The sequence below is a fragment of the Ensifer adhaerens genome (assembly GCF_001270265.1).
GTDB classification, from domain to species: Bacteria; Pseudomonadota; Alphaproteobacteria; order Rhizobiales; family Rhizobiaceae; genus Ensifer; species Ensifer adhaerens_B.
In genome coordinates this window covers 29,688-50,889 of the sequence record NZ_LGAP01000035.1, presented here as the reverse complement: position 1 = coordinate 50,889, position 21,202 = coordinate 29,688, and the positions used below count along the sequence as shown (strand labels likewise).

At 60.3% G+C, this 21,202-nt stretch carries 26 protein-coding genes and 2 pseudogenes; 23 read left to right on the top strand and 5 right to left on the bottom strand.

Annotated features, from left to right (window positions below; genetic code table 11):
* Window positions 1-197: 197 nt before the first annotated feature.
* Both AC244_RS35890 and AC244_RS30575 read left to right on the top strand, forming a co-directional pair.
* Window positions 198-608, top strand: a complete 411-nt coding sequence (locus AC244_RS35890) for a hypothetical protein (RefSeq protein WP_202596141.1) — start codon at window positions 198-200, stop codon at window positions 606-608.
* The gene (locus tag AC244_RS30575; protein WP_053252594.1) at window positions 493-1,932 is read left to right on the top strand and encodes a terminase large subunit domain-containing protein; all 1,440 of its coding nucleotides are present in this window, start codon (window positions 493-495) and stop codon (window positions 1,930-1,932) included. Before AC244_RS35890 ends, AC244_RS30575 begins: the two co-directional genes overlap by 116 nt.
* 268 nt (window positions 1,933-2,200) lie before the next feature.
* Here AC244_RS30575 and AC244_RS30565 read toward each other — a convergent pair whose 3' ends face one another.
* Complete coding sequence (locus AC244_RS30565; protein ID WP_152976180.1) at window positions 2,201-2,533, bottom strand: hypothetical protein; 333 nt, start codon at window positions 2,531-2,533, stop codon at window positions 2,201-2,203.
* 138 nt (window positions 2,534-2,671) lie between these two features.
* Between AC244_RS30565 and AC244_RS37315 the strand changes: the two genes are divergently transcribed.
* The 11 genes and pseudogenes from AC244_RS37315 (at window position 2,672) to AC244_RS30500 (ending at window position 11,106) form a co-directional block, all read left to right on the top strand.
* Window positions 2,672-2,833 carry a hypothetical protein gene (locus tag AC244_RS37315; RefSeq protein WP_161807920.1) on the top strand — a complete coding sequence of 54 codons (162 nt, stop codon included), beginning with the start codon at window positions 2,672-2,674 and terminating at the stop codon, window positions 2,831-2,833.
* Between the two features lie 23 nt (window positions 2,834-2,856).
* On the top strand, window positions 2,857-4,911 hold the full coding sequence (locus AC244_RS30560) for a hypothetical protein (protein WP_053252591.1): 2,055 nt from the start codon (window positions 2,857-2,859) through the stop codon (window positions 4,909-4,911).
* Window positions 4,908-5,576, top strand: coding sequence for a hypothetical protein (locus tag AC244_RS30555; protein ID WP_053252590.1), 669 nt, complete (start codon window positions 4,908-4,910; stop codon window positions 5,574-5,576). Before AC244_RS30560 ends, AC244_RS30555 begins: the two co-directional genes overlap by 4 nt.
* A 1-nt stretch (window position 5,577) precedes the next feature.
* On the top strand, window positions 5,578-5,976 hold the full coding sequence (locus tag AC244_RS30550; protein ID WP_053252589.1) for a DUF6258 family protein: 399 nt from the start codon (window positions 5,578-5,580) through the stop codon (window positions 5,974-5,976).
* Window positions 5,977-6,040: 64 nt separating this feature from the next.
* Window positions 6,041-6,448, top strand: a complete 408-nt coding sequence (locus AC244_RS30545) for a DUF6258 family protein (protein WP_053252588.1) — start codon at window positions 6,041-6,043, stop codon at window positions 6,446-6,448.
* Between the two features lie 48 nt (window positions 6,449-6,496).
* A complete protein-coding gene (locus tag AC244_RS30540) occupies window positions 6,497-6,889 on the top strand; it encodes a DUF6258 family protein (RefSeq protein ID WP_053252587.1) in 393 nt (130 codons plus the stop codon).
* Window positions 6,890-6,897: 8 nt separating this feature from the next.
* Window positions 6,898-7,762: pseudogene (locus AC244_RS38980) on the top strand (hypothetical protein); the annotation flags it as partial.
* Between the two features lie 666 nt (window positions 7,763-8,428).
* Window positions 8,429-8,827 carry a DUF6258 family protein gene (locus AC244_RS30520; protein ID WP_053252583.1) on the top strand — a complete coding sequence of 133 codons (399 nt, stop codon included), beginning with the start codon at window positions 8,429-8,431 and terminating at the stop codon, window positions 8,825-8,827.
* A gap of 59 nt (window positions 8,828-8,886) precedes the next feature.
* Window positions 8,887-9,552 carry a hypothetical protein gene (locus AC244_RS36905; RefSeq protein WP_152976179.1) on the top strand — a complete coding sequence of 222 codons (666 nt, stop codon included), beginning with the start codon at window positions 8,887-8,889 and terminating at the stop codon, window positions 9,550-9,552.
* Between the two features lie 257 nt (window positions 9,553-9,809).
* Window positions 9,810-10,391, top strand: a complete 582-nt coding sequence (locus AC244_RS30505; protein WP_152976178.1) for a hypothetical protein — start codon at window positions 9,810-9,812, stop codon at window positions 10,389-10,391.
* 472 nt (window positions 10,392-10,863) lie between these two features.
* Complete coding sequence (locus AC244_RS30500) at window positions 10,864-11,106, top strand: hypothetical protein (protein WP_053252579.1); 243 nt, start codon at window positions 10,864-10,866, stop codon at window positions 11,104-11,106.
* 3 nt (window positions 11,107-11,109) lie between these two features.
* Here AC244_RS30500 and AC244_RS37310 read toward each other — a convergent pair whose 3' ends face one another.
* Entirely contained in the window at window positions 11,110-11,271 is a 162-nt protein-coding gene (locus AC244_RS37310) for a hypothetical protein (RefSeq protein WP_210168148.1), read from the bottom strand.
* Between AC244_RS37310 and AC244_RS38975 the strand changes: the two genes are divergently transcribed.
* Together AC244_RS38975 and AC244_RS36900 are read left to right on the top strand one after the other, a co-directional pair.
* On the top strand, window positions 11,194-11,370 hold the full coding sequence (locus tag AC244_RS38975) for an ImmA/IrrE family metallo-endopeptidase (RefSeq protein ID WP_414735970.1): 177 nt from the start codon (window positions 11,194-11,196) through the stop codon (window positions 11,368-11,370). The genes AC244_RS37310 and AC244_RS38975 overlap by 78 nt on opposite strands.
* Window positions 11,371-11,920: 550 nt before the next feature.
* A complete protein-coding gene (locus AC244_RS36900) occupies window positions 11,921-12,709 on the top strand; it encodes a hypothetical protein (protein WP_152976177.1) in 789 nt (262 codons plus the stop codon).
* A 23-nt stretch (window positions 12,710-12,732) separates the two neighbouring features.
* Here the strand turns inward: AC244_RS36900 and AC244_RS30480 are convergent, their stop codons facing one another.
* Window positions 12,733-13,029, bottom strand: coding sequence for a hypothetical protein (locus AC244_RS30480; RefSeq protein ID WP_053252575.1), 297 nt, complete (start codon window positions 13,027-13,029; stop codon window positions 12,733-12,735).
* Window positions 13,026-13,349 (bottom strand): hypothetical protein, encoded by a 324-nt coding sequence (locus AC244_RS30475; protein WP_053252574.1) that lies wholly within the window; start codon window positions 13,347-13,349, stop codon window positions 13,026-13,028. Before AC244_RS30475 ends, AC244_RS30480 begins: the two co-directional genes overlap by 4 nt.
* A 223-nt stretch (window positions 13,350-13,572) precedes the next feature.
* On the opposite strand from AC244_RS30475, the gene AC244_RS30470 reads away from it, so the two are divergent.
* Window positions 13,573-14,100 (top strand): hypothetical protein, encoded by a 528-nt coding sequence (locus AC244_RS30470; RefSeq protein WP_053252573.1) that lies wholly within the window; start codon window positions 13,573-13,575, stop codon window positions 14,098-14,100.
* Between the two features lie 10 nt (window positions 14,101-14,110).
* Here AC244_RS30470 and AC244_RS30465 read toward each other — a convergent pair whose 3' ends face one another.
* Window positions 14,111-14,503 (bottom strand): hypothetical protein, encoded by a 393-nt coding sequence (locus tag AC244_RS30465; RefSeq protein ID WP_053252572.1) that lies wholly within the window; start codon window positions 14,501-14,503, stop codon window positions 14,111-14,113.
* A gap of 289 nt (window positions 14,504-14,792) precedes the next feature.
* Between AC244_RS30465 and AC244_RS30460 the strand changes: the two genes are divergently transcribed.
* The 7 genes and pseudogenes from AC244_RS30460 to AC244_RS30430 all read left to right on the top strand — a co-directional run bounded on the left by AC244_RS30460 (window position 14,793) and on the right by AC244_RS30430 (window position 20,987).
* Window positions 14,793-15,029 (top strand): hypothetical protein, encoded by a 237-nt coding sequence (locus AC244_RS30460; RefSeq protein ID WP_053252571.1) that lies wholly within the window; start codon window positions 14,793-14,795, stop codon window positions 15,027-15,029.
* A 78-nt stretch (window positions 15,030-15,107) separates the two neighbouring features.
* Window positions 15,108-16,076 carry a hypothetical protein gene (locus AC244_RS30455; RefSeq protein WP_053252570.1) on the top strand — a complete coding sequence of 323 codons (969 nt, stop codon included), beginning with the start codon at window positions 15,108-15,110 and terminating at the stop codon, window positions 16,074-16,076.
* A 201-nt stretch (window positions 16,077-16,277) separates the two neighbouring features.
* Complete coding sequence (locus AC244_RS30450) at window positions 16,278-17,273, top strand: DUF5309 domain-containing protein (RefSeq protein WP_053252569.1); 996 nt, start codon at window positions 16,278-16,280, stop codon at window positions 17,271-17,273.
* A gap of 147 nt (window positions 17,274-17,420) precedes the next feature.
* Window positions 17,421-18,251 carry a phage tail tip lysozyme gene (locus AC244_RS30445; protein ID WP_053252568.1) on the top strand — a complete coding sequence of 277 codons (831 nt, stop codon included), beginning with the start codon at window positions 17,421-17,423 and terminating at the stop codon, window positions 18,249-18,251.
* A 157-nt stretch (window positions 18,252-18,408) separates the two neighbouring features.
* A complete protein-coding gene (locus AC244_RS30440) occupies window positions 18,409-19,500 on the top strand; it encodes a hypothetical protein (protein WP_152976176.1) in 1,092 nt (363 codons plus the stop codon).
* Window positions 19,501-19,502: 2 nt separating this feature from the next.
* A pseudogene (locus AC244_RS30435) lies at window positions 19,503-19,982 on the top strand (DUF5309 family protein); the annotation flags it as partial.
* A gap of 138 nt (window positions 19,983-20,120) precedes the next feature.
* A complete protein-coding gene (locus AC244_RS30430; RefSeq protein ID WP_053252566.1) occupies window positions 20,121-20,987 on the top strand; it encodes a phage tail tip lysozyme in 867 nt (288 codons plus the stop codon).
* Window positions 20,988-21,202: the final 215 nt, after the last annotated feature.

Sequence of the window (21,202 nt, the reverse complement as noted above, 5' to 3'; positions counted from 1 at the left end):
CCTGCCTCGTCCGCCACGTATGCGCGGCGTCCAATTTCATATTGGTGACAGAATGCAACCTGAGGTCAAGTGGGTGAGCGAAGTTTCCCGCGGTTTTCCAGTGGCCGCTGCCCGTTTTCCCGACATCATCCGCCCGATTGTCTGACAGCTTTAGAGAACTCAATGGCAGCTGCGACGTCGCACAGGGAGCCACCATCATGAGCATCGGCAAACCAGCCAAGGACCCGAAGACCGGGCGCTTCCTGCCGCGCGTACCAGGAGTGGGGACACCCATCGGGGCAGAGACACCTGCGCGGACGCGTGCGCGCAAGGCGGTGCGCAGCAAGCTCGGCGAGCTTTTTCTCGAAGACATGCTTTCGGCCTGGGAGAGCCGGGGCGCGGCCGCGATCCATGCGCTGATCGAAAAGAGCCCGCACGATTTCCTCAAGGCCGTGGCCTCGCTGATGCCGAAGGACGTGAATGTCAATGTCAACCAGATCGGCGAGATGACGGATGAGCAACTCCTCGAGCGGATCCGCAAACTCGACCAAACCATCAAGCCTTTCCTCGCTGCTCAGGGAGCGGATGGAGCTGGCGATGGAGATCGGGCGGCGGCAGAGCAGCAATAGGCTGCGCTACTACCGGCCCTATGCCAGGCAGACCACCTTCCACGAGGCGGGCGCCACATTTCGCGAGCGGCTGTTCATGGCCGGCAACCAGCTCGGCAAGACCTTGGCCGGTGCGGCCGAAGCGGCGATGCACCTGACCGGCGACTATCCCTTGTGGTGGGCGGGCCGACGCTTCGAGCGGCCGATCGTGATGATCGGCGGCTCGGAATCGCACGAGCTGACGCGCGATGGCGTGCAGCGGCTGCTCGTCGGCCCGCCGATGAACGAGGAGGACTGGGGCACCGGCTATATCCCGAAGGCGGCGATTGCCGGGTGGACACGCAGATCCAGCGCGTCCGGCGCGCTCGACAGCGTGACGGTGCGCCACGCGACGGGCGGCACCTCGACGCTGCTTCTAAAGGCATACGAACAGGGCCGCGCCAAATGGCAGGCAAACACGGTGGACTATGTCTGGTTCGACGAGGAACCGCCGGAGGACGTCTATTTCGAGGGTATCACCCGCACCAATGCGACTGGCGGCTCCGTCGCCGTGACGTTTACGCCGCTCAAGGGCATGAGCTCGGTGGTCAGCCGCTACCTGCTGGAGCCCTCCGACGACAGGACGGTGGTGACGATGACGATCGACGATGCCGAGCATTACACGCCCGAGGAGCGCGCGAAGATCGTCGCGAGCTATCCGGCGCATGAGAAGGAAGCGCGCACCAAGGGCGTGCCAACGCTGGGCTCCGGCCGGATTTTCCCCGTGACCGAGGAGCAGATCCGCATCGATCCGTTCGAGCTTCCAAAACATTGGGTGCAGATCGGCGGGCTCGACTTTGGTTGGGACCACCCCTTTGCCGCAGCGGCCTGCGCCTGGGACCGGGATGCTGATGTCTTCTATGTGACGAAGGTTTACCGCGAGCGCGAGGCGACGCCGATCATCCATGCGGCGGCGCTGAAACCTTGGGGGCCCTGGCTGCCCTGGGCATGGCCGCATGACGGCCTGCAGCACGACAAGGGCTCGGGCGAGCAACTGGCGGCGCAATATCGCGGGCAGGGGCTCGCCATGCTCCAGGAGCGGGCGACCTTCGACGACGGCACCAACGGTGTCGAGGCGGGGATCTCCGACATGCTGCAACGCATGCAGACCGGCCGCTTCAAGGTGTTTTCCACCTGCGGCGAATGGTTCGAGGAATTCAGGCTCTACCACCGCAAGGACGGCCGGATCGTCAAGGAGCGCGACGACATTCTTTCGGCCTGCCGCTACGCGCTGATGATGAAGCGCTTTGCCCGGGCGAAGACCGACGGGGCCGCCTGGAAATTCAGGGATCGGAAGGTTCTCTGATGGCAGCGATGACGAAAACGGATTCGGGGTCGTCAACAGCGCTTGTGCCCGGTCTCGCAAGGCCTCGCCGAACGTAGCGATCACGTCGAGGATTTCTTTGTGGCTATGGCGCGTCGTGGCGTCGCCTGGGTTGAACGGGCCCGGAAGAGCGCTTCAAGGAACAAGCTGGACGATCAGCCCTTCGTCAGCCTCACGCTTGCAGCCGCTCAACGTGCATTTTGTGTCGTGGCTGAGCGGGAGCTGAGGTAGCAAACCCGACGGAACGCACCTATTTGATATCGCAGTCACCGGCGCCCGAGGTTTCCCCGCAGCCCGTCCTGCAGCTGGCGGATGCATGGTTCTCGCCGTCGTTGCAAATAACCTGATAAACGTTACCCGCGCTGTCCTTCGACTGCTTGCAAGTCCCGGCATTTGTCCCGGTCTTCACTTTGTACGCCTTTCCCCCGCATTCGAGCGTGTTGCCGGCAGCAATCGGCGGCGCGACTTTGCGGATGCCTACGCTTCCTCCTGGCACCGCCTTCTTCTCCACAGCGAACGCCGGTGCCGAAGCCAGTATGGTTGCGGCAAAGACAGATGCAATAGCCAGATCCATGACACGCATAAGGTCCCCCTTCATCGCCGACCGCGATGCCTTCCCGCCGGGCTTGTCTGCTCAGAGCCTGGTTTCGGCCCGGCCCGGCAACTGCCGGCATTTCTGTTGTTTCGGACTGCTCCGCAGGGCTCAGGAAATATCGCATGATTGGCCGACATTATCCAGATGAACGCTGGCGAACGAAGCAATGACGACCGGCTGCTGCGCCTGATTTGGCGATACTGCGTTCTCGGTTCGGATCATGGCTTGTTCTTCCTGAACCTCACGCCGGCACTGCCGCCGAAGCGAACGCAAGCAAACACAAACTAGAGTTTCAATCGGAAGGTTCTCTGATGGCAGCGATGACGAAACCGGAACTGACGGACATGGTGAGCCAGCTCGTCAGGGATTGCGAGACCTACCGCGACGCGCTGTCGGTCGATCGCATCCGGGCGATGGAATATTACGACGGGGTGATGAAGGACGTGCCGTCCGACAGCAACCGTTCCAAGGTGGTTTCGCGCGACGTGCGCGCGGCGGTGAAGAAGGTGCTGCCTTCGCTGATCCGCACCGTGCTCGGCAATGACAAGGTGGTCGAGTACGAGCCGGTCAACCAGGGCGATGAGGCGGGTGCCGAACAGGCGACCGACTACATCAACTACATCGTCTTTCCCGAAAGCGACGGCTATGACGCGGTGCAGGACGCCGCGCACGATGCGCTGAAGCTCAGGAACGGCGTGATCCGCTGGTGGTACGAGAAGAAGCAGACAGTGGAGGTTTCCAGCCATACCGGGCTCGACGAACAGGCGCTGGTGCAACTGATCGCTGATGATGCGGTGGAGGTGCTCGAGCAGTCGCAATCGGTCGAGGCGATCGAGCTGCCGACGGGGCGGGTGGAGCAGCCGGTCTTCAACGTGAAGATCCGCCGCACCGGCGAGCGCGGCACGACCCGGCTTGCAGCGGTGCCGCTGGAGGAATTCCTCATCCATCCGGATGCGATCTCGATCGACGACAGCCCGATCACCGGCATCAACCTGCGCATGCGCCGCTCCGACCTGATCGCCATGGGCTATGACCGGGCGAAGGTGGAGGGCTTTACTGTCGCCGGCGACCATGACGGCGACGACGAGGCATTCACCCGTCGTCGCGACGTCTTTGGTGATGGCGAGGCGACTGCCACGGCGCTGCAGGAGGTGGAATACTACGAGCTCTATGTGAAGGTGGATGCCGACGACGACGGCATCGCCGAGCTGCGCCGCCTGGTCTTTGCCGGAGGCACCGGGCCGGACAACCTGCTCGAAGACGAGGAATGGGACGAGGTGCCCTTTGCCGACCTCATCACCGAGCGCCGTCCGCACCAGCGCGAGGGCAACTCCGTCACCGACGACATGGCCGAGATCCAGCGGGTGAAGACGGTGCTGCTGCGCCAGACGCTCGACAACCTCTACTGGCAGAACAACCAGCAGCCGATCGTGCAGGAAGGCGTGATCCAGAACCCGGAATCGGTGCTGAACCCAAAATTCGGCCAGCCGATCCGCGTCGGCCAGGGCGTCGATGTGCGCGGCGCCGTCGGCTACACGGCGGTGCCGTTCGTGGCGCGCGAATCCTTCTCCATGCTCGGCTATCTCGACCAGGAGGCGACCGACCGCACCGGCATTTCCGATGCTTCGAGCGGCATGGCGCCGGACGCGCTGCAGAACATGACGGCGAAGGCGACGGCGCTGGTCGAGCAGGCGGGCATTGGCCAGACGGAACTGATGGTGCGCACCTTTGCGCAAGGGCTGAAGCGGGTGTTCAAGGGCCTGCTTGGCCTCGTCATCAAGCACCAGGACCGGCCGCGGGCCGTGAGGCTGCGCGGGCAATGGGTGACCTTCGATCCGCGCCACTGGAATGCCGGCATGGATGCGACCGTCAACACCGGCCTTGGCGCCGGCACGCGCGAGCGCGACATGCTGATGATCCAGATGATCCAGCAATTGCAGGAAAAGCTCTTGATGACGCTCGGGCCTGACAATCCTTACGTCTCGCCCGACAACCTCTACAACGGCATCGCCAAGACGGTGGAGGCGGCGGGGCTGAAATCGCCCGACCTCTATTTCACCAAGCCGACGCCGGAGGACATCCAGAAGCGGATGCAGGCGACGCAGCCGCAACAGCCGGATCCTGGCATGCAGCGCTTGCAGATGGAGGCGCAGCTCGCCACCGAGAAGACCCGCATGGAGAGCGAGACTGCGCGGCGCAAGCTGGAGATGGAGCGCGAGCTGAAGCTTGCCGAGATCCAGCAGAACGGCGCCCTGAAACGCTACCAGATCGACGCCGAACTCCACCTGAAACGCGAGCAGAACCTGGCCGAAATGGCCGGTGGCACCGCGCTGACGACGGCGCATATCGGGGGAATTCCGGGATGAGACGCCTCAGCGATTTCGACGACTTTTACGAAGCGCCGATCGGGCTCGGCGGCGCGCTGGAGCTGCGCGATTTCGGTGAGGAGGCGAGCAGTCGTTTACCGAACTGGGGGCGGAGCACAAGCCAGGATCGCTGGGGCGGTCAAGAGTTTGCCCAGGCGCGACCACCTGCGCGGCGCGGTCAACCCGCGAGGACCCCTAGCCAACAACAGATCGCCGACCAGATCGGCATCCTCCACAGGGAGATACGGCGCCTCAGCCCCAACGAGGCGTTTCTGGAGCCGCCGGGCGGATCCCATTCCGCGCAAGCCAGGGACAATCTGCAGCAGCGGTTGGGTGAGCTTCAAAGGGCACCGACCACGGATCCCCGCACGGGGCTGCTCATTCAGCGATACATAGGCGATACACGCGGCAATATCGTCTTCGAACCGCTGGGAGGAAGTACCGTTCCCGGTCGAAATCCGGTTGACACCCACACGCTCTATCCAAACGGATCGAACTATCACAGAATGAACCCGCAAGGACACCCGGATGATCCGACGCCGCATGGACATGGACATTTGATGGGCACGGGCACCGGAAGAAACAGGCAAGGCCCTTCAATAGATATCGACGGGAACATAGTGCCCTGGAATAGCCCTGATGCGCACTGGCCGATGAGGAAGTGAAATGAAGCCAGACGAGTTCTTGAAGACGATTTATCTTGGTGATCGCGGCTGCAAGGCTGTCGTGCTCGACGGATGGAAAAACGAGGTCAAGATCCAGATCGATTTGATCTCCCGAAAGCGTTCTGAGACATGGAACTTCTACTCGGCTGAGGATGTGGAGGATGGCTTCCTGGTGTTCGAAGAGGTCGATCACGTTTCCTTCGACCCGCCTGGCCGCATTCCAAACGACGAGATCGGCGACAGAAAGTTCCTGGGCTACGACGGCGATCGCTTCACGTTGATGATTGAACTTGGTCACTGCGATGAGGCTGGCGAATACACCACCGTCAAAACGACCATTCGGGCGAAGGCTGTGGCAATCGAGAAGCCGGGCGAGGAAGACGCGCGGATCAGGGATTAGGCTGGCAGTGCAACATAGTACCCTGGAAGAGCCCTGATGCGCACTGGCCGATGAGATGAGAACGATGAAACCGGACGAATTCTTGAACAGCATTTATCTCGGAGATCGCGCCTGTAAGGCGATCGTACTCGACGGCTGGAAAGACGAGGTCAAGATCCAGATCGACCTGATTTCCCGACGTCGGTCGGAGACATGGAACTTTTACTCCGCTGAGGATGTGGAAGACGGTTTCCTAGTGTTTGAAGGAGTCGATCACGTATCCTTTGACCCTCCAGGCCCGATTCCGAATGGAGAGATTGGCGATATTGAGTTCGTTGCCAATGGCGACGAGCGGTTCCTCGTGACGATAGACATCGGCTATGCCGAACAGAAGGACGGCAACGTCATCTTTCACAATGCCAAGCTGACGATCCGAGCGAGAGCCGTGGCAATCGAGAAGCCAGGCGAAGAAGGCCTGCGGATCAGGAACTAGGCTCGTGATGCAGTCCGCCCTGACGCACACTGGCCAGTGAGGAAGTAGATGAAGCCCGACGATTTCCTGAACACGATCTATCTCGGCGATCGCGCCTGCAAGGCGATCGTACTTGATGGCTGGAAGGAGGAGGTCAAGATCCAGATCGACTCCATATCGCGTCTTCGTTCGGGAACGTGGAACGTGGACGAGAATGTGCGCGATGGCTTCCTTGTTTTCGAAGGAGTCGATCACGTTTCCTTCGATCCGCCTGGCCGAATTCCGAACGATGAGATCGGCAACATCGAGTTCGTTGGTTACGACGGCGAGAGGTTTACGATCGTGATCGAATTGGGCGCTGCCGACGAAATTAGTGACTACGGATTCATCAAAACGACCATCCGGGCGAAAGCCGTAGCGATCGAGAAGCCGGGAGAAGAAGGCGCGCGGATCAGGGATTAGACAACGTTCGCATCGGCATTTCCAACGCCTTGAGCGGCATGGCGCCGGACGCGCTGCAGAACATGACGGCGAAGGCGACGGCGCTGGTCGAGCAGGCGGGCATCGGCCAGACGGAGCTGATGGTGCGCACCTTTGCGCAAGGGCTGAAGCGGGTGTTCAAGGGCCTGCTCGGCCTCGTCATCAAGCACCAGGACCGGCCACGGGCGGTTCGGCTTCGCGGCCAATGGGTGACCTTCGATCCGCGTCACTGGAACGCCGGCATGGACGCGACCGTCAACACCGGCCTTGGCGCCGGCACGCGCGAGCGCGACATGCTGATGATCCAGATGATCCAGCAATTGCAGGAAAAGCTGCTACTGCATGTTTCCTTAAATCCTAGCGGATTTAAGGACAAAAACATGCAGCAATTCAAAGTGCTACAGCGACCTTTGCGCGTCTCATGAGACGCGCGGCGCTGTAGTGACGCTCGGGCCGGACAATCCTTATGTCTCGCCCGACAATCTCTACAACGGCATTGCCAAGACGGTGGAGGCGGCGGGGCTGAAATCGCCCGACCTCTATTTCACCAAGCCGACGCCGGAAGACATCCAGCGGCGGATGCAGGCGACGCAGCCGCAGCAGCCGGATGCGGCGATGCAGCGGCTGCAGATGGAGGCGCAGCTTGCCGCCGAGAAGACCCGCATGGAGAGCGAGACTGCGCGGCGCAAGCTGGAGATGGGGCGCGAGCCGAAGCTTGCGGAGATCCAGCAGAACGGCGCGCTGAAACGCTACCAGATCGACGCCGAACTCAACCTCAAACGTCAGCAGAACCTGGCCGAAATGGCTGGCGGCACGGCGCTGAGCACAGCGCATATTGGAGGACTGCCGGGATGAAACGGATCAGCGATTTCGACGACTTTTACGAAGCGCCGATCGGCCTAGGCGGAGCGCTGGAGCTGCGCGATTTCGGTGAGGAGGCGAGCAGCCGTTTACCGAACTGGGGGCAAAGCGCGAGCCAAGACCGGCGGGGTGGGGTAGAGCTTGCCCAGGCTCGGCCGCCGGCGCGGCGCGGTCAACCGGCGAGGACACCCAGCCAACAACAGATAGCCGACCAGATCGGCATACTCCAGAGGGAGATACGGCGCCTCAGCCGCAACGAGGCGTTTCTGGAGCCGCCGGGTGGATCCTATTCCGTGCAGGCCAGGGACAATCTGCAGCAGCGGTTGGGCGAGCTTCAAAGAGGCCCGATCACGGATCCCCGCACGGGGCTGCTCATTCAGCGGTACATCGGCGACGCCAGGGGCAACATCATGTTCGAGCCGCCGGGAGGGAGCACCGTTCCCGGCCCAAATTCAGGCGAGACGCACACGCTCTACCCGAACGGATCGAACTATCACAGGCTAAATCCGCAGGGCCACCGAGATAACCCAATCCCACATGGACATGGACATCCCATGGGGACCGGTCCAAAGATGAGAGGCCAAGGGCCTTCGCTTGATATACACGGGAACGTTGTGCCTTGGAGCAGCCCCGATGCGCATTGGCCGATAAGGAAGTGAAATGAAGCCGGACGAATTCTTGAGTAGTGTCTATCTTGGCGATCGTGCGTGCAAGGTCATCGTGCTCGACGGGTGGAAGGACGAGGTCAGGATTCAGATCAACCTAATTTCCCGACGGCGGTCGGAGACCTGGGACTTCTACTCAGCCGAGGATGTGGAAGATGGTTTTCTGGTGTTCGAAGGAGTCGATCACGTTTCCTTTGATCCGCCCGGTTTAGTTCCGAATGACGCAATCGGTAACATCGAATTCCTAGGTTACGACAACGATTGCTTCACAGTGATGATCGAGCTCAGCCACGGTGACGAGGCCGGAAAATACACCACTGTTAGGACGACCATCCGGGCGAAGGCCGTGGCGATCGAGAGGCCGGGCGAGGAAAGCGCGCGAATCCGGGATTAGGCTGGCAGGGCAACATTAGTGCCCTGGAATAGCGCCGATGCGCACTGGCCAATGGGGAAATGAAACTTCATGGCGGTGTTGTGGTTGGACGCCGATGGGAAGACCAGCCGGACTCGGCACTTGACCACCGAGATGTTGGGCGCGTAGCCGAACGTTTGATGGGGCGGAAACATCAACTGGTACCGCGCAAAGAAATCGACGGCGATCATGGCAGGTTTAGTGTCAAGTGGACGCAAGAGGGGCTGCGCCGAAGCATTCGAGTGGCTGACGACCTTCATGCGTACGACGTGCGCCGCGTATTGGGCCATGAAAGCGGACACCTCATCGACTATGTTGCCCGCATCCCTACCCGAGGGTTGGAGAAGGAGCTTGGGCTGATTTACGACAGTCTGATAAAGGAACGGAAGGCGGCGGGAGAAGCATGGCGCCCGCAAGATCGGGGCTATACAGATGAGCAGGCGCCGTTTGAGTACATGGCCGAAGCCATCAATATGTATAAGGCCAACCCGAACACGATGAAGACGATGGCGCCGGAGACGGCCGCACGCATTCGGTCTTACGTGAATGAAAATCCCTACCTTCGGAACGTCATCCAGTTCAATGGCAAGATTCTTCCCTACGCTGCCCCTGTGGGCATGGGATATCAGCAATTTGCGAAACCGGATGACGGAAAGTCTGCGGCCGCTGGCGGAACTTTTGGCAGACTGTATGAGGTGGGGCGCTGATCCGAAACTGCCGCGCTTGCAACACGGCTCCCACGGCGTCGTGGCGATCGGATAGCGCGGGGATGACTACAACGCCGCGCGTCTTATCAGACGCGCAAAGGTCGCTGTAGCACTATGAATTGCTGCATGTTTTTGTCCTTTAATCGGCTACGATTAAAGGAAACATGCAGTAGGCCGGTGCGCTTACGCGTGTTATTCCTATTTTGAGTTGGATCAACGCGTAGGGCTTGCAGCCTATAGATGCGGAGGTGGAAGCGATGAATAATACCGGTGAGACCGCCCCTCCGCCCTGGCTTCTTATGAATATCGGGCCGGAGAAAGAAGCCGAGATCCGCCTATTCAGGCGTCGACGCTCCGAGCGTATTCAAGCTGACCCGGAAAGCGAAAAGCGCTGGTATCTCGAATGCGATGAATATGCGCCGGTGCGTGCCTTGCGGGCGAAGCGGGATCAGGTCGAGCGCGAACAGAAGAATTATTTCGATGAACTCAACGAACGGAGGCGCAAGCTTTTCGAAAAACCTGGCTGTGGCGGTGATATCTATCCTGATACCCGGCGAATATCTGCCTACCTCAACGACCTGCATGCTCTCACCGAGCAATTGCGTGACTTCGAATGTCTCTGCGAGGCCAAGGCTGAAGTGATCCGCGCCCACCGCGAAGCCGCCGATCCGGCTACTTCCGACCCGGCGGCAGCGAAGAGGTGGCTTGGCCTTTGCGAACGCTACAGAAGTATCGTTGCTCAGTGCTGGTACGCCGAATGCGAACGTCGTGAGCGCGAGGTTTTCGAGCGGGAATGTTCCGCCCGAGTGGCTGCATCTTTGGCAGGCTCCACAAACTAGCCGCGTAACATCCAGACGTTCGACAATCTCTACTGGCAGAACAACCAGCAGCCGATCGTCCGCTTGCCGATGCATGATCCGGGCGTCAGGCTGCCACTTCAATCACCGTCAGGATCTTTGCGTGCGGATTCCAGAAGCCTTGCTCCCTTTGACACCGATTATGCTCAGCGCCAAAGCGACGATGCGGTTCGTCGCCTTCTTGGAAGGTCAACAACTCCTCATGGTCGGCAAATAACGATTCACGCAGCTGATCGAATGGTCAATCCGCCGCGCGGACGGGCGATCATGTCACCAGAGGAAGTTGATAGCGTCCTGGACGGAGCAACGCGGATCGTAGGTCGCGCGGATCACCCGCTAGGCTCGACTCTTAAAGTCGAGAACCGCAACATGCCTGGGAGACCGCAGGTTGTCGTCGACGAAAAAACGGGTAAACGTGCCGTTACGGTAATAAATCCGAAGAGGCGGTAGTCCGATGAACAAGGCTATTGAGGCGATGCTGGACGAGTTCATTGCCGCGGACCGCCCCAGCATTCTCCTGGCGAACGAGATCGAGGTCGCGCTGGATGATACCTATCCGGATAACGACTATGTTCAGGACTTGGTGGGCATGCTGGCGATGTACCGTCCGGAAGGCGGTGAATTCCTTTACGACGCGGAGGCAATGCGCGCCAAACTGGTGCGCGCAAGGGACTATTTGTCCGGGCTGGCCGATTAAGAACTAAGCCGGCAGAAGGTTGCGGGAGAGACATGCCACCCGCATGGCCAACCCGAAGACCTGGGTGGTGATGTGGGTGTCACCATCTTGCACGATGGCATTCCACACGAGATCGTCCTGGCCGAGGAATTGAGCAAGAGAGAAAGGCGGCTTGTTCTCGCCCATGAGACGGGGCATGCGCTTTACGACACGGCCGAGACGGGACAAGGCGGCCGCGATATCGACGCGCTCCTTGGACTTTCCTGTTGGCGAAGTATCGAGTGAGGACCTGACGTATAAAAAGGCGATGGTGCGGTCCGTTCCAGGCTCGCAGCGACCGAGGTCTGCTAGCGGCGTCGCGAAGTTTTGTACCCAAAGACGAGTACCGCATCGAGCGCAAGGCCGACCGGCAGGATTACGGCAAGGCTCGCTGCCATTCGGATCCACAACGACGATTCCGGAAGAGCATGATCGATGACCTTTGAAACCAATATGACTAGGGCAAGACCGATCGCCACGCGGAAAAATTCAAACTTTTTAGACTTTTCGGGCATTGGCGACCTGAACTGACACAGCGACGGGTGATATTTGCACGCAGATGGCGAGTTGTCGATACGGGTGAGTGACCGGTCTGGAAAACCCTCACTCATGCCAAAAAGGACGACCAGAACGGCCCGACGTTGGGGCCGCGCTGCCAAGTTTGCCAGACCCTGCCGCGTGACGCATTGAAGCTCTGTCGCGCCCACGCAGGATGAAACCCTTCAAACAGCAATGGAATTCGGCCCAACGGCCGAAGGCATGTCGCTGACTGCGGCACAGATCGGAGGAATACCGGATGATCAGAACGAACAATCGACCCTTTGAAACTTATGCGAACGCTCTGAGTGCACAGACATTGCCGGAGCTACGCGCGTTCGGTGAAGAAGTGAGCAGCCGTTTGCCGAACTTGGACAGGGAACGCGGAAATGCGCGCGATGCCAGTAGGGCGATTGAGGTTGCGGTGAATGGACCGGGGGGAGCTATGGGCGGCCTTGCCGGCGGTTGGTTGGGCGGTGTCCTGGGCAGCAAGTTACCTTTGGGCGAGTTTGGCAAGTGGGCAGGACGGTACCTCGGTTCCAAAGCCGGTGAGGCGCTAGGGTCTCAGCTAGACGGACCGGTTCCTGAATCCGTGGCGCGCGGCGTCATGACGCCAGCGGAGCGAGACTATCCGGGCTATTGGGGTTATTCAGGCGATGATGCGGTTGGTGGCTGGAGGCCGGATAGATCACGGCAAGGTAGGGCCGCGGCGCAACCGAATGATGTAATGCAGAGACGGCAGAAGGAGGCGCAGGCGGCGGCCGAGAATCTGCCCACAGCCTACGCGGACAGAATTGCGAAGGACTTTGGCAACGAATGGCACGACGCCTATGACATCTATGGCAAGAATCCTGGATTCTGGGAGGATGCGTACAGGGGCGATCCCAACGCATCGAGGGCTGGCCCGAAAATGGCGCCTGTTTCCCGCACGGCCCGGCTGCCAGCGGCGCCTTCTGACAAGCCGCCGGCGAAGGGCGGCGGTTTTTGGGACGGGCTGTTCCCCGGCCGATCGTCGCTGCGAGAGGCGCAGGGCCGATGGCGTGAGTAGTCCGAGGTGCCAATCGCTCTTCGCTAAAACCCGCGGGTGACGGCGAGGTAAGCGACCAGGCACAGAACCCAGAAGAGTGCGGCTGCGACCATGCTCATGTCGGAGTTCAAGAGGAAGCGCCCATCCTCCTGGCGTTTCAGGCCCAGCCAGTTGAAGCCGGTGCCGGAGGCATAGATATCCTCGACCTGCAGCCGACCGAAGCTGAACAGTGGAACGATCAAACGGGCTACGCGGTGCAGGAGAAAGCCGAGAACGAGGATATCGAGAATGTTGAGCACGATCCCGGCGATGGCGTCCAATGCAACTCCGACTTTCTTCATGCACCAATTCCTCTAACCGTAAAGCCAATGGCTGCGAGGCACAGGGCCCAGAAGCAGACGGCTATGATCTTTGCCACGCCTGCGCTCATCAACAGACGTCCATCCGCCCCACGTTTCAGGCCGAACCAATTAAACCCAGACTGATTGTCGTAGAAATCTTCGACCACAAGTCTGCCGAAACTGAAAAGGCGAACAAGCAGGCGCGCGGTTCCGTAGAGGAAAAACTCGGCAACCAGCCAACCGATGTTGTCCATCGCCAGCCAGAAGGCGCCGTCGAGCGCGAAGCTTTCGAACCATCGTTTCTTGCTTTGCTTTTCCATCGCGAGGTCCTGCCGGAAAGATCTTTAAGGCCGCACCGCGCTGCCCGGGTAAGGGTATTTCAGTTCCAGCTTCGCCTACAGGTAGCGCGGAACAAAAGCAGAATCAACCCCGCATACGATCGGTACGCCTCGCGAGCCGCCAGCCAATTCAGATTGGCCGGCGTTGCACGCGGGAGCGCAAGCAATTCCTGGCCAGCAAACGCCATTTCGAAAGGACAATGCCATGGATGATTTCATTTTTCCGCGTCGAGCGAAGCCCGGTTCCGGAGCCGTTGAGAGGCGCAATCTGCCGAGCCTTGGCGCGGGCTATATAAGCCCCGACGACGCCAGAGCCTATGCCTACGAGCTGCTGCGCAGCGCTCGCGAGGGGCCGGAAGCCTACACGGCGGAGGGATCACGGAAACCCCTGGGCGCATTGTCGAAGGATCCACGTGGCGACGATGCCTACAGCGCCGGACCACGCAAGGGCCTGAGCGGAATGCAGAAAAATCTTGAAGACGTAAAGACCGAACTCGACTTACTCCGGTCCAAGGTCTCGAACGACGACGGGACGGCAACTTTGAAGGACATCGTCTCGTCCATTCAATCGTTGCAAGAACAGCTGAACTTGAAGGAATACCAGAGCTTCTACGAGGATCCCTTTATGAACCACCCGCAGTTGCCAAAGAACTGGCAAGATATGCCTTGGAACAATCCAACGCGGGAGCAGCCCATTTCCCTCAGGGACGCGCTCGACCTATGGAGGGACTGAACGGCTTGGGCTATTCGAGGCTTTCGAGCGCGATGTAGAGTGTGCCGAGTTCCAGGCGGCCAGAGGCTGTCCTGTAATAGAGTTCTACGTCGTGCGGTTGGCCGTTTGCTACGGAGGTCTCGTCGCTTCCATCCTTGAAGAAGCAGCAGGGATCGGCGCCATCCCAGGACGGCGCAACACGCAGGCGGTAGCTACTGCCGCTCAAGAAGAAGCGTAAGCCGACCTTATAATCGCCGACCGTGAGGCTGCAGACGCTGTCATGGCCGCACCAGCTTGTCGCGTGATCGAAGGTCTTGTCGGTCTTCAGCAGGAAGGCCTTGACGAGGAAGCGCGGTTCTCCCGACTGGCCGATCGCCTTGACCGGCGAAGCGGTGGCAGCGAGAAGCAGGGCGGACAGTATCAAGCTCGATAATCTTCTCACGAGGTTCCTCATTCGATAGGTGAGCGCGTATCGGTGACTGCGCCGGCCATCTGCTCCGCTCGGGCCTTGCGCTGGGACGGGTACCCGGAGCGAGGCTTCTGACGCGGAAATGGCCGGGCAGGCAAAATCTCGTTTGGTATTCGTGAAAGCGACCTAGGGTAGCAAATCGCTCTGCTTCGCACATCGGTAGCGCGGAACAAAAGCAGAATCAAGGCGGCGTTCGACGCAAAATATCGATCGAAAGCGCCATTCTCCAGCCGGGGTCTAAAGGATGAAACCAGAGGAACGAGCCGCCGCTGCACGCGCCATTCTCGACGTGCCTTTTTTCGACGAATTGATGAGCGAGCTGGAGTGGGCGGCGATCAATGGTTGCATCCATGCCGGCCCGACCGACGACGCCGGGCGCGCGGCCTACGCCGCCGAGACCCGTGCCATCCGAAATTTCCGAGCCAAGCTCAAGTTCCTGACCGAACAAGCCAAGGCTGACGGCAAGGGCGCACCCGCCTGAGGGCAAGCGCTTTCTATCGTTCCGGGCTTTCGCCGGAATGACCCGATGCATTGAACCACCTTTCGAAAAGGTCACCCCATGATGAACGATAGTGCCAACCTGCCTTACGGCGGGAGGAAAAACGTTGACCGCTCGACCGATCTGGACGACCCCGAAAACCTGAACTTCCGGGAGCCGCATGTCGATGACTGGGCCAACCCTGAGCTCTACGGGCCGGACGATGACGGCGAGACGGATGCGGCCATCGACGATGGCCTGACATCCGGTGACCCCGCAGACCTTGACGACGAGCCGGCCGAGCCTGACGAGGACGAGGCGGCCAACGACGCCGAGGATTTCCTGGTACGGCTCAAGGGCGGCGAAGACGTGCCGCTTTCGGAGCTGAAGCTCGGATACATGCGGGATCGCGACTACCGCCACAAGACGCAGGACATCGCCAATCGCGGGCGGGCGCTGGAAGGCATGGCCAACCGTGTCGCCCAATCCGCCAACGCCTTCGCCAACCTGCTGGCAAGCCAGATCCCGCCGGAGCCGCCGGAACACATGGCGGCGCTCGACCCCGACGGCTATCGCCGCCAATGGGGGCTGCATCAGGCGGGGCTGGAACGGATCGACGAGATCCTCGCGATTGCCGAAGGGCCGGCAAACGTCGTCGATGCGCTGGCGTCTGCAGCCAGCGACGATGAGCTCGAGGCCGAAAACGCCAAGCTGATCGAAGCCTTTCCTGAGACTGCCAACGAAGAAGGACGTCTTGCCTTCTTCTCCGGTGCCTTCGACGTGGCGCGGGTCCTCGGCTTTTCCGAAGAGGAAGTGCGCGAGGTCGCCGACCACCGCATGTTCAAGCTCGCGCATTATGCCCGGCTCGGCCTGGCGGCCGAACAGGCAAAGACGCGGGCGATGGCCAAGCTGAAAAGGGCGCCGTCGCCGGTGGCGCGGCCACGGCCGGCGGCAAAGACGGAACGCTCACCACGCGAAAGCCTGGAAGCGATGAAGCGCCTTTCGAAAACCGGCTCGATCCGCGACGCGATGGCGGTCGACTTCGACTGATGATGCCTGGCGCAAAGCGCATAAACAGAGTCCGGAAACGGCTCTAGCGCTTTGTCTTCACTCCTCTTTTGAGGAGGCGTGGCCGCCCGCAATTCTTCGCGAAACGCTCGCTTCGGCGCCCAACCTAAAACCGATCCTCACCGCCCGCGCTCAATTCACGTCAGCGCGTGCGATCCATCCCAACATTCAAGGACCACTATCATGGCTGTTGTAGCAAACACCTTCACGACCTCGCAGGCCGTGGGCAACCGCGAGGACCTCTCCGACGTCGTTTCCCGCATCACGCCCGAGGACACGCCGATCTACTCGCTGATCGAAAAGGGCACGTGCAAGACGCACCACCCGGAATGGGAAACCGACGAGCTGGCCTCGCCCGGCGAAAACATCCGCCAGGAAGGCGAGGAATATACCTTCGGCACGATCATCGCGCCGACCAGGCTCGGCAACTACACCCAGATCATGCGCAAGGACTGGATCATCTCGGCGACGCAGGAAGTCGTCTCCGAGGCCGGCAACGTGCAGAAGCGCAAGTACCAGAAGCTGAAGAAGGGCGTGGAGATCCGCAAGGACATCGAATACGCCATCGTCGACACCAACGCTTCCGTCTCCGGCGCCACGCGCGAATTCGGCTCGCTGCCGACCTGGATCACCACCAACGTCTCGCGCGGGGCAGCGGGCGCCAATGGCGGCTACAACCCGACGACGGGCCTGACCGTGGCGCCGACCGACGGCACGCAGCGCCCCTTCACCAAGGCGATCCTCGACGAGGTGATGCAGACGGGCTACCAGAACGGCGCCAACTTCCGCCACGTCTCGGTTTCGCCTTACGTGAAATCGGTGTTCGTCACCTTCATGTCCGACGCCAACGTGGCGCCGTTCCGCTACGCGGTCTCGCAAGGCGGCGAGCGCAACACGATCGTGGCGACCGCCGACTACTACGAGGGTCCGTTCGGCACGGTGATGATCCACCCGAACCGGGTGCAGGCGGGCACTGGCAAGCTCGCACGCAATGCCTTCTTCCTCGACACCGACATGCTCTCCTTCCTGTGGCTGCGCAAGATCCAGGAAGACAAGGACGTGGCCAAGACCGGCGACGCCGACAAGGGCGTGATCATCGGCGAGGGCACGCTGAAGGTGCACAACGAAAAGGGCCTGGGCGTTGCGGCCGATCTGTTCGGGCTGAGCGCGGCGAGCTGATCGGGCTAATCCTCGCTCGCGCACTGAAACCTGACCGCAGCTTTGGCGGCTTGAGCGGCTTCAAGGAGCCGCTCTCGCTCGTCGGCGGTACGCGTGATTGCAAGTAACGGCACGCGCAAAACGAAACCGACCCATGAGAGGTGCAATTTGGCCAAGCAAGACAAACCGCTGAATTCGATGGGACTACCCGTTAGAATTCAATCCGTTCGAGAGGCGATCAAGTATTTTGACGAGAACCCGGCGTTGATGAGCAGCGCGCCCATTGCAGATGCGAAGGCACCGCGCGGCGAGGGGGCGCAATTCCGGCACCCGCCGCCGAGCGAACTCATGGGCGGAGATTTTCGCAAGGCGCCGATGCACTTTCGCGGAGTATTGACGGATACCACTCGGTTCAGCAAGCAACCTCAGCCCATGCCAACCGACCGCCTCAAACCTATATCGGCGCATGACAAGCTCTCGGACAACATCGCGTTGCGGATGAAGCGGGACCTGCAGCAGCGTCTCTTGTTGCGTGAACACGAAGCGGCGGGGTTTGTCGGAAATGGCGACCATGAAAGCGGCGGGTTTGGAGCGCTGCGCGGCAATCTGTGGCAACACGGTTACGACACGAAACGGGACGAAGGCAATGCTCTCGGTACTTTCCAATGGGACGGAGTACGGCGGGAGGATTTCAAGAAATGGGCAAAGGAGAACGGTTACGACGACCAGTCGATCGAACAGTCATATGAGCCGAGCTATGGCTTTCTGGAGCATGAGCTAACGAACCCGCCGGAAGGTAAAGTCCTGAAGGGGCTGAACAAGGCAGACACTGCCGATGATGCCGCCCGCATCATCGAGAAAATGTATCTGCGGTCGGGGAGGCCGAGACTTGCCGAACGTCAAAGGCTGGCGCGCCGAGCTCTGGATCTTCCCGATTATACTGTCGAAATTCCCGTTCCAATGCGCAATCCAAATGCAAGACCTCCCTCAACCCGGTAAGCAATGTTGAACGCGCGGCGCTTGCCCAAGCTCCCTGAATTCGCGCGTCGAAGTTGCATCTCTACTTGAATTTGTTCCTGTAATGTTCTAACGCTTGCGGCGCATGCATGGCGTGCATGCGGTGGTCGCATCACTCTTGCAGACGGAGAATCGAGACTTGTTCAGATCAGTTTTGGTGACCTTGGCCGTTCTTGCCGCAAGCATCTTTGCCCCTTCGGCCCATGCCGCGGATAGATTGCTCAGCGCCATGATCACCTGCAAGCCGGAGTTCTTCACGGTGCTGCAGGCGCGACGCGGCTCCTTCGCACCGGTGCGGATCGTGCCTTACGAATGGCCATCCAACACTCCGCATGTTCGCGAGGCCAAGGACGTGTTCGTGGAGGAGGTGACATTCGCGAGGCCGATAGACGTCGGCGGCTTATCAGTATTGGAGTTTAGCCAGAAAACGACCGTTCAGGACGATGGTCCCTCCGATTTCCGCTGGCAATTCGAAGTCGCCGCGTCACCATCGGACGTGGCCGAGCTATTGATCACGCAGTACGGTGCCCCATTGAAGGCGGATTATCGCGATTGGGTGGTGGATTCCGAGAAAGTGCGCGAAAAGAGCGGCGTATCCGGCAGCCTGCTCATTGAGCCCGGCGAAGCTGGAGCCACAATTTCCTGTCGTCTCTACAAGGCGGAAGCGGGCGGCTTCAAATTGCCGGTCGCAGCAGAGAGTTTTGGTTGGCCGCAACTCGGGCCGCCGCCGCTGATAAACCCCAATCTGCTGATGAATGCCTTGGCGCAATGCCGATCGGATTTTTTTGAACGACTGGCTTTTGACAGAAAGGCCTTCGGCAAGCTCAAGTTCAAGCAGGAGAGCGGGCCGTATCCGAAGGGACGGGACCATGCATCACCTTTGACACGCGTGGAGTTTCAGACGCCCGTCCGCGCTTGGGGCATCGAACTGACCGGTTACATCCAGCGGCTTCAGATGGTGAACGGTGCGCCGGGTTTGCGCTGGGGTTTCCAGACACGGGAAAACTCCGCCAACCTCATGCGCGTGGTAGCACTGCGCACCGGTAGCAGCTGGGAAGATCCACAAGGTTGGAGTGTCGACTTTGAGGCGGAAGCAACTGGATATACGCCTTCTCCAGATCTCGGGTTTGACGAGGGTTTCGTCGGTTGCACGACACCGCTCGCTGCCGGCAAGGAGCCGCCGAAACCTGTAGACTTCTTCCGGAACGAAGACACGGGAAAAGCGCAGTAGAACTACCGACCGACGGCACGCAGCGCCCCTTCTGCAAGGCGATCCTCGACGAGGTGATGCAGACGGGCTACCAGAACGGCGCCAACTTCCGCCACGTCTCGGTTTCGCCTTACGTGAAATCGGTGTTCGTCACCTTCATGTCCGACGCCAATGTGGCGCCGTTCCGCTACGCGGTCTCGCAAGGCGGCGAGCGCAATACGATCGTGGCGACCGCCGACTACTACGAAGGCCCGTTCGGCACGGTGATGATCCACCCGAACCGGGTGCAGGCGGGCACTGGCAAGCTCGCACGCAGTGCCTTCTTCCTCGACACCGACATGCTGTCCTTCCTCTGGCTGCGCAAGATCCAGGAAGACAAGGACGTGGCCAAGACCGGCGACGCCGACAAGGGCGTGATCATCGGCGAGGGTACGCTGAAGGTGCACAATGAAAAGGGCCTGGGCGTTGCGGCCGACCTCTTTGGGCTGAGCGCGGCGAGCTGATTGGGCTGGAACCTGACCGCAGGGCGGCTTGAGCGGCTTCAAGGAGCCGCTGTCTTTCGCCGGCGCCTCGTGACGGGTCACGCATGCGCAGGTCGGGACGAGGTGCGCAGAACAAATCCCAAGCACGTTAGGTGTGAAATGAACCTGGAAGACAAGTTTCTCAACTCGATGGGGCTACCCGCCCGAATTCATTCCGTTCGGGAGGCGATCAAGTATTTCGACGAGAGTCCGGCATTGACGGGCAGCAAGCCCATTGCCGAAGTGAAGGCGCCGCGCGGCGAGAGCGCGCGCTTCCGGCATCCGCCGGAGGGCGAACTCATGAGCGGTGAATTTCGCAAGGCGCCGATGCACTATCGGGGTACGCTGACTGATACAACGAGGTTCAGTAACAACCATCAAGTGTTGCCAGCTGACCGCCTCAAAGCGACTACGGCGCGCGACAAACTCTCGGACAATATTGCCGCACGGATGAAGCGGGATCTGCAACTGCGTCTCCTGGAGGGTGGGCCTGGCTTTGAGGATGGCTTGATGCCTGAACACGTCGCGGCAGGATTTGTTGGAAATGCTGACCATGAGAGTGGTGGGTTTGGAGCGTTGCGTGGCAATCTATGGCAACACGGTCACGACACTGGTCGGGACAAAGGCAATGCCCTCGGCACTTTTCAATGGGACGGAGTACGACGGGACGCTTTCCAGAATTGGGCCAAGGAGAACGGTTACGACGAACGGTCGATCGAACAGGCGTATGAACCGAGCTTCGGCTTTCTGGAGCACGAGCTTCTGAACACGCCGGAAAAGAAAGTCCCGGAGAAACTGAAGCAGGCGGACAATGCCGATGAGGCCGCGCGCATCATCGAGAGAGTATATCTGAGGTCAGGCGAACCGAAGCTTGCCGAGCGTCAAAAGCTGGCGCGCCGTGCCATGAGCCTTCCGGACTATGAGCCACCCGTGCCGACACCGCGCCCGTCGACGGCCGGCCCTGGTACTCGCCGTGCTGTAAGGTAACGGCTAAATGGGCCCGTGGTTGGGACGGGACGGCCCGAACCGCTGGCCCGTTTCCACAGGAGACGCCAATATGCCGTTCATCACGCGTCGCTGACTGTACAGCGCTGCCGAGTTTCGTCGCCAAATTTCCGTTGCGTATGTTCTTGTAATGTTCTACAAACATGGCGAGTTATCAATTGATGTGAATCTGCTCTGGTTGCGTTGACGTGATGTCA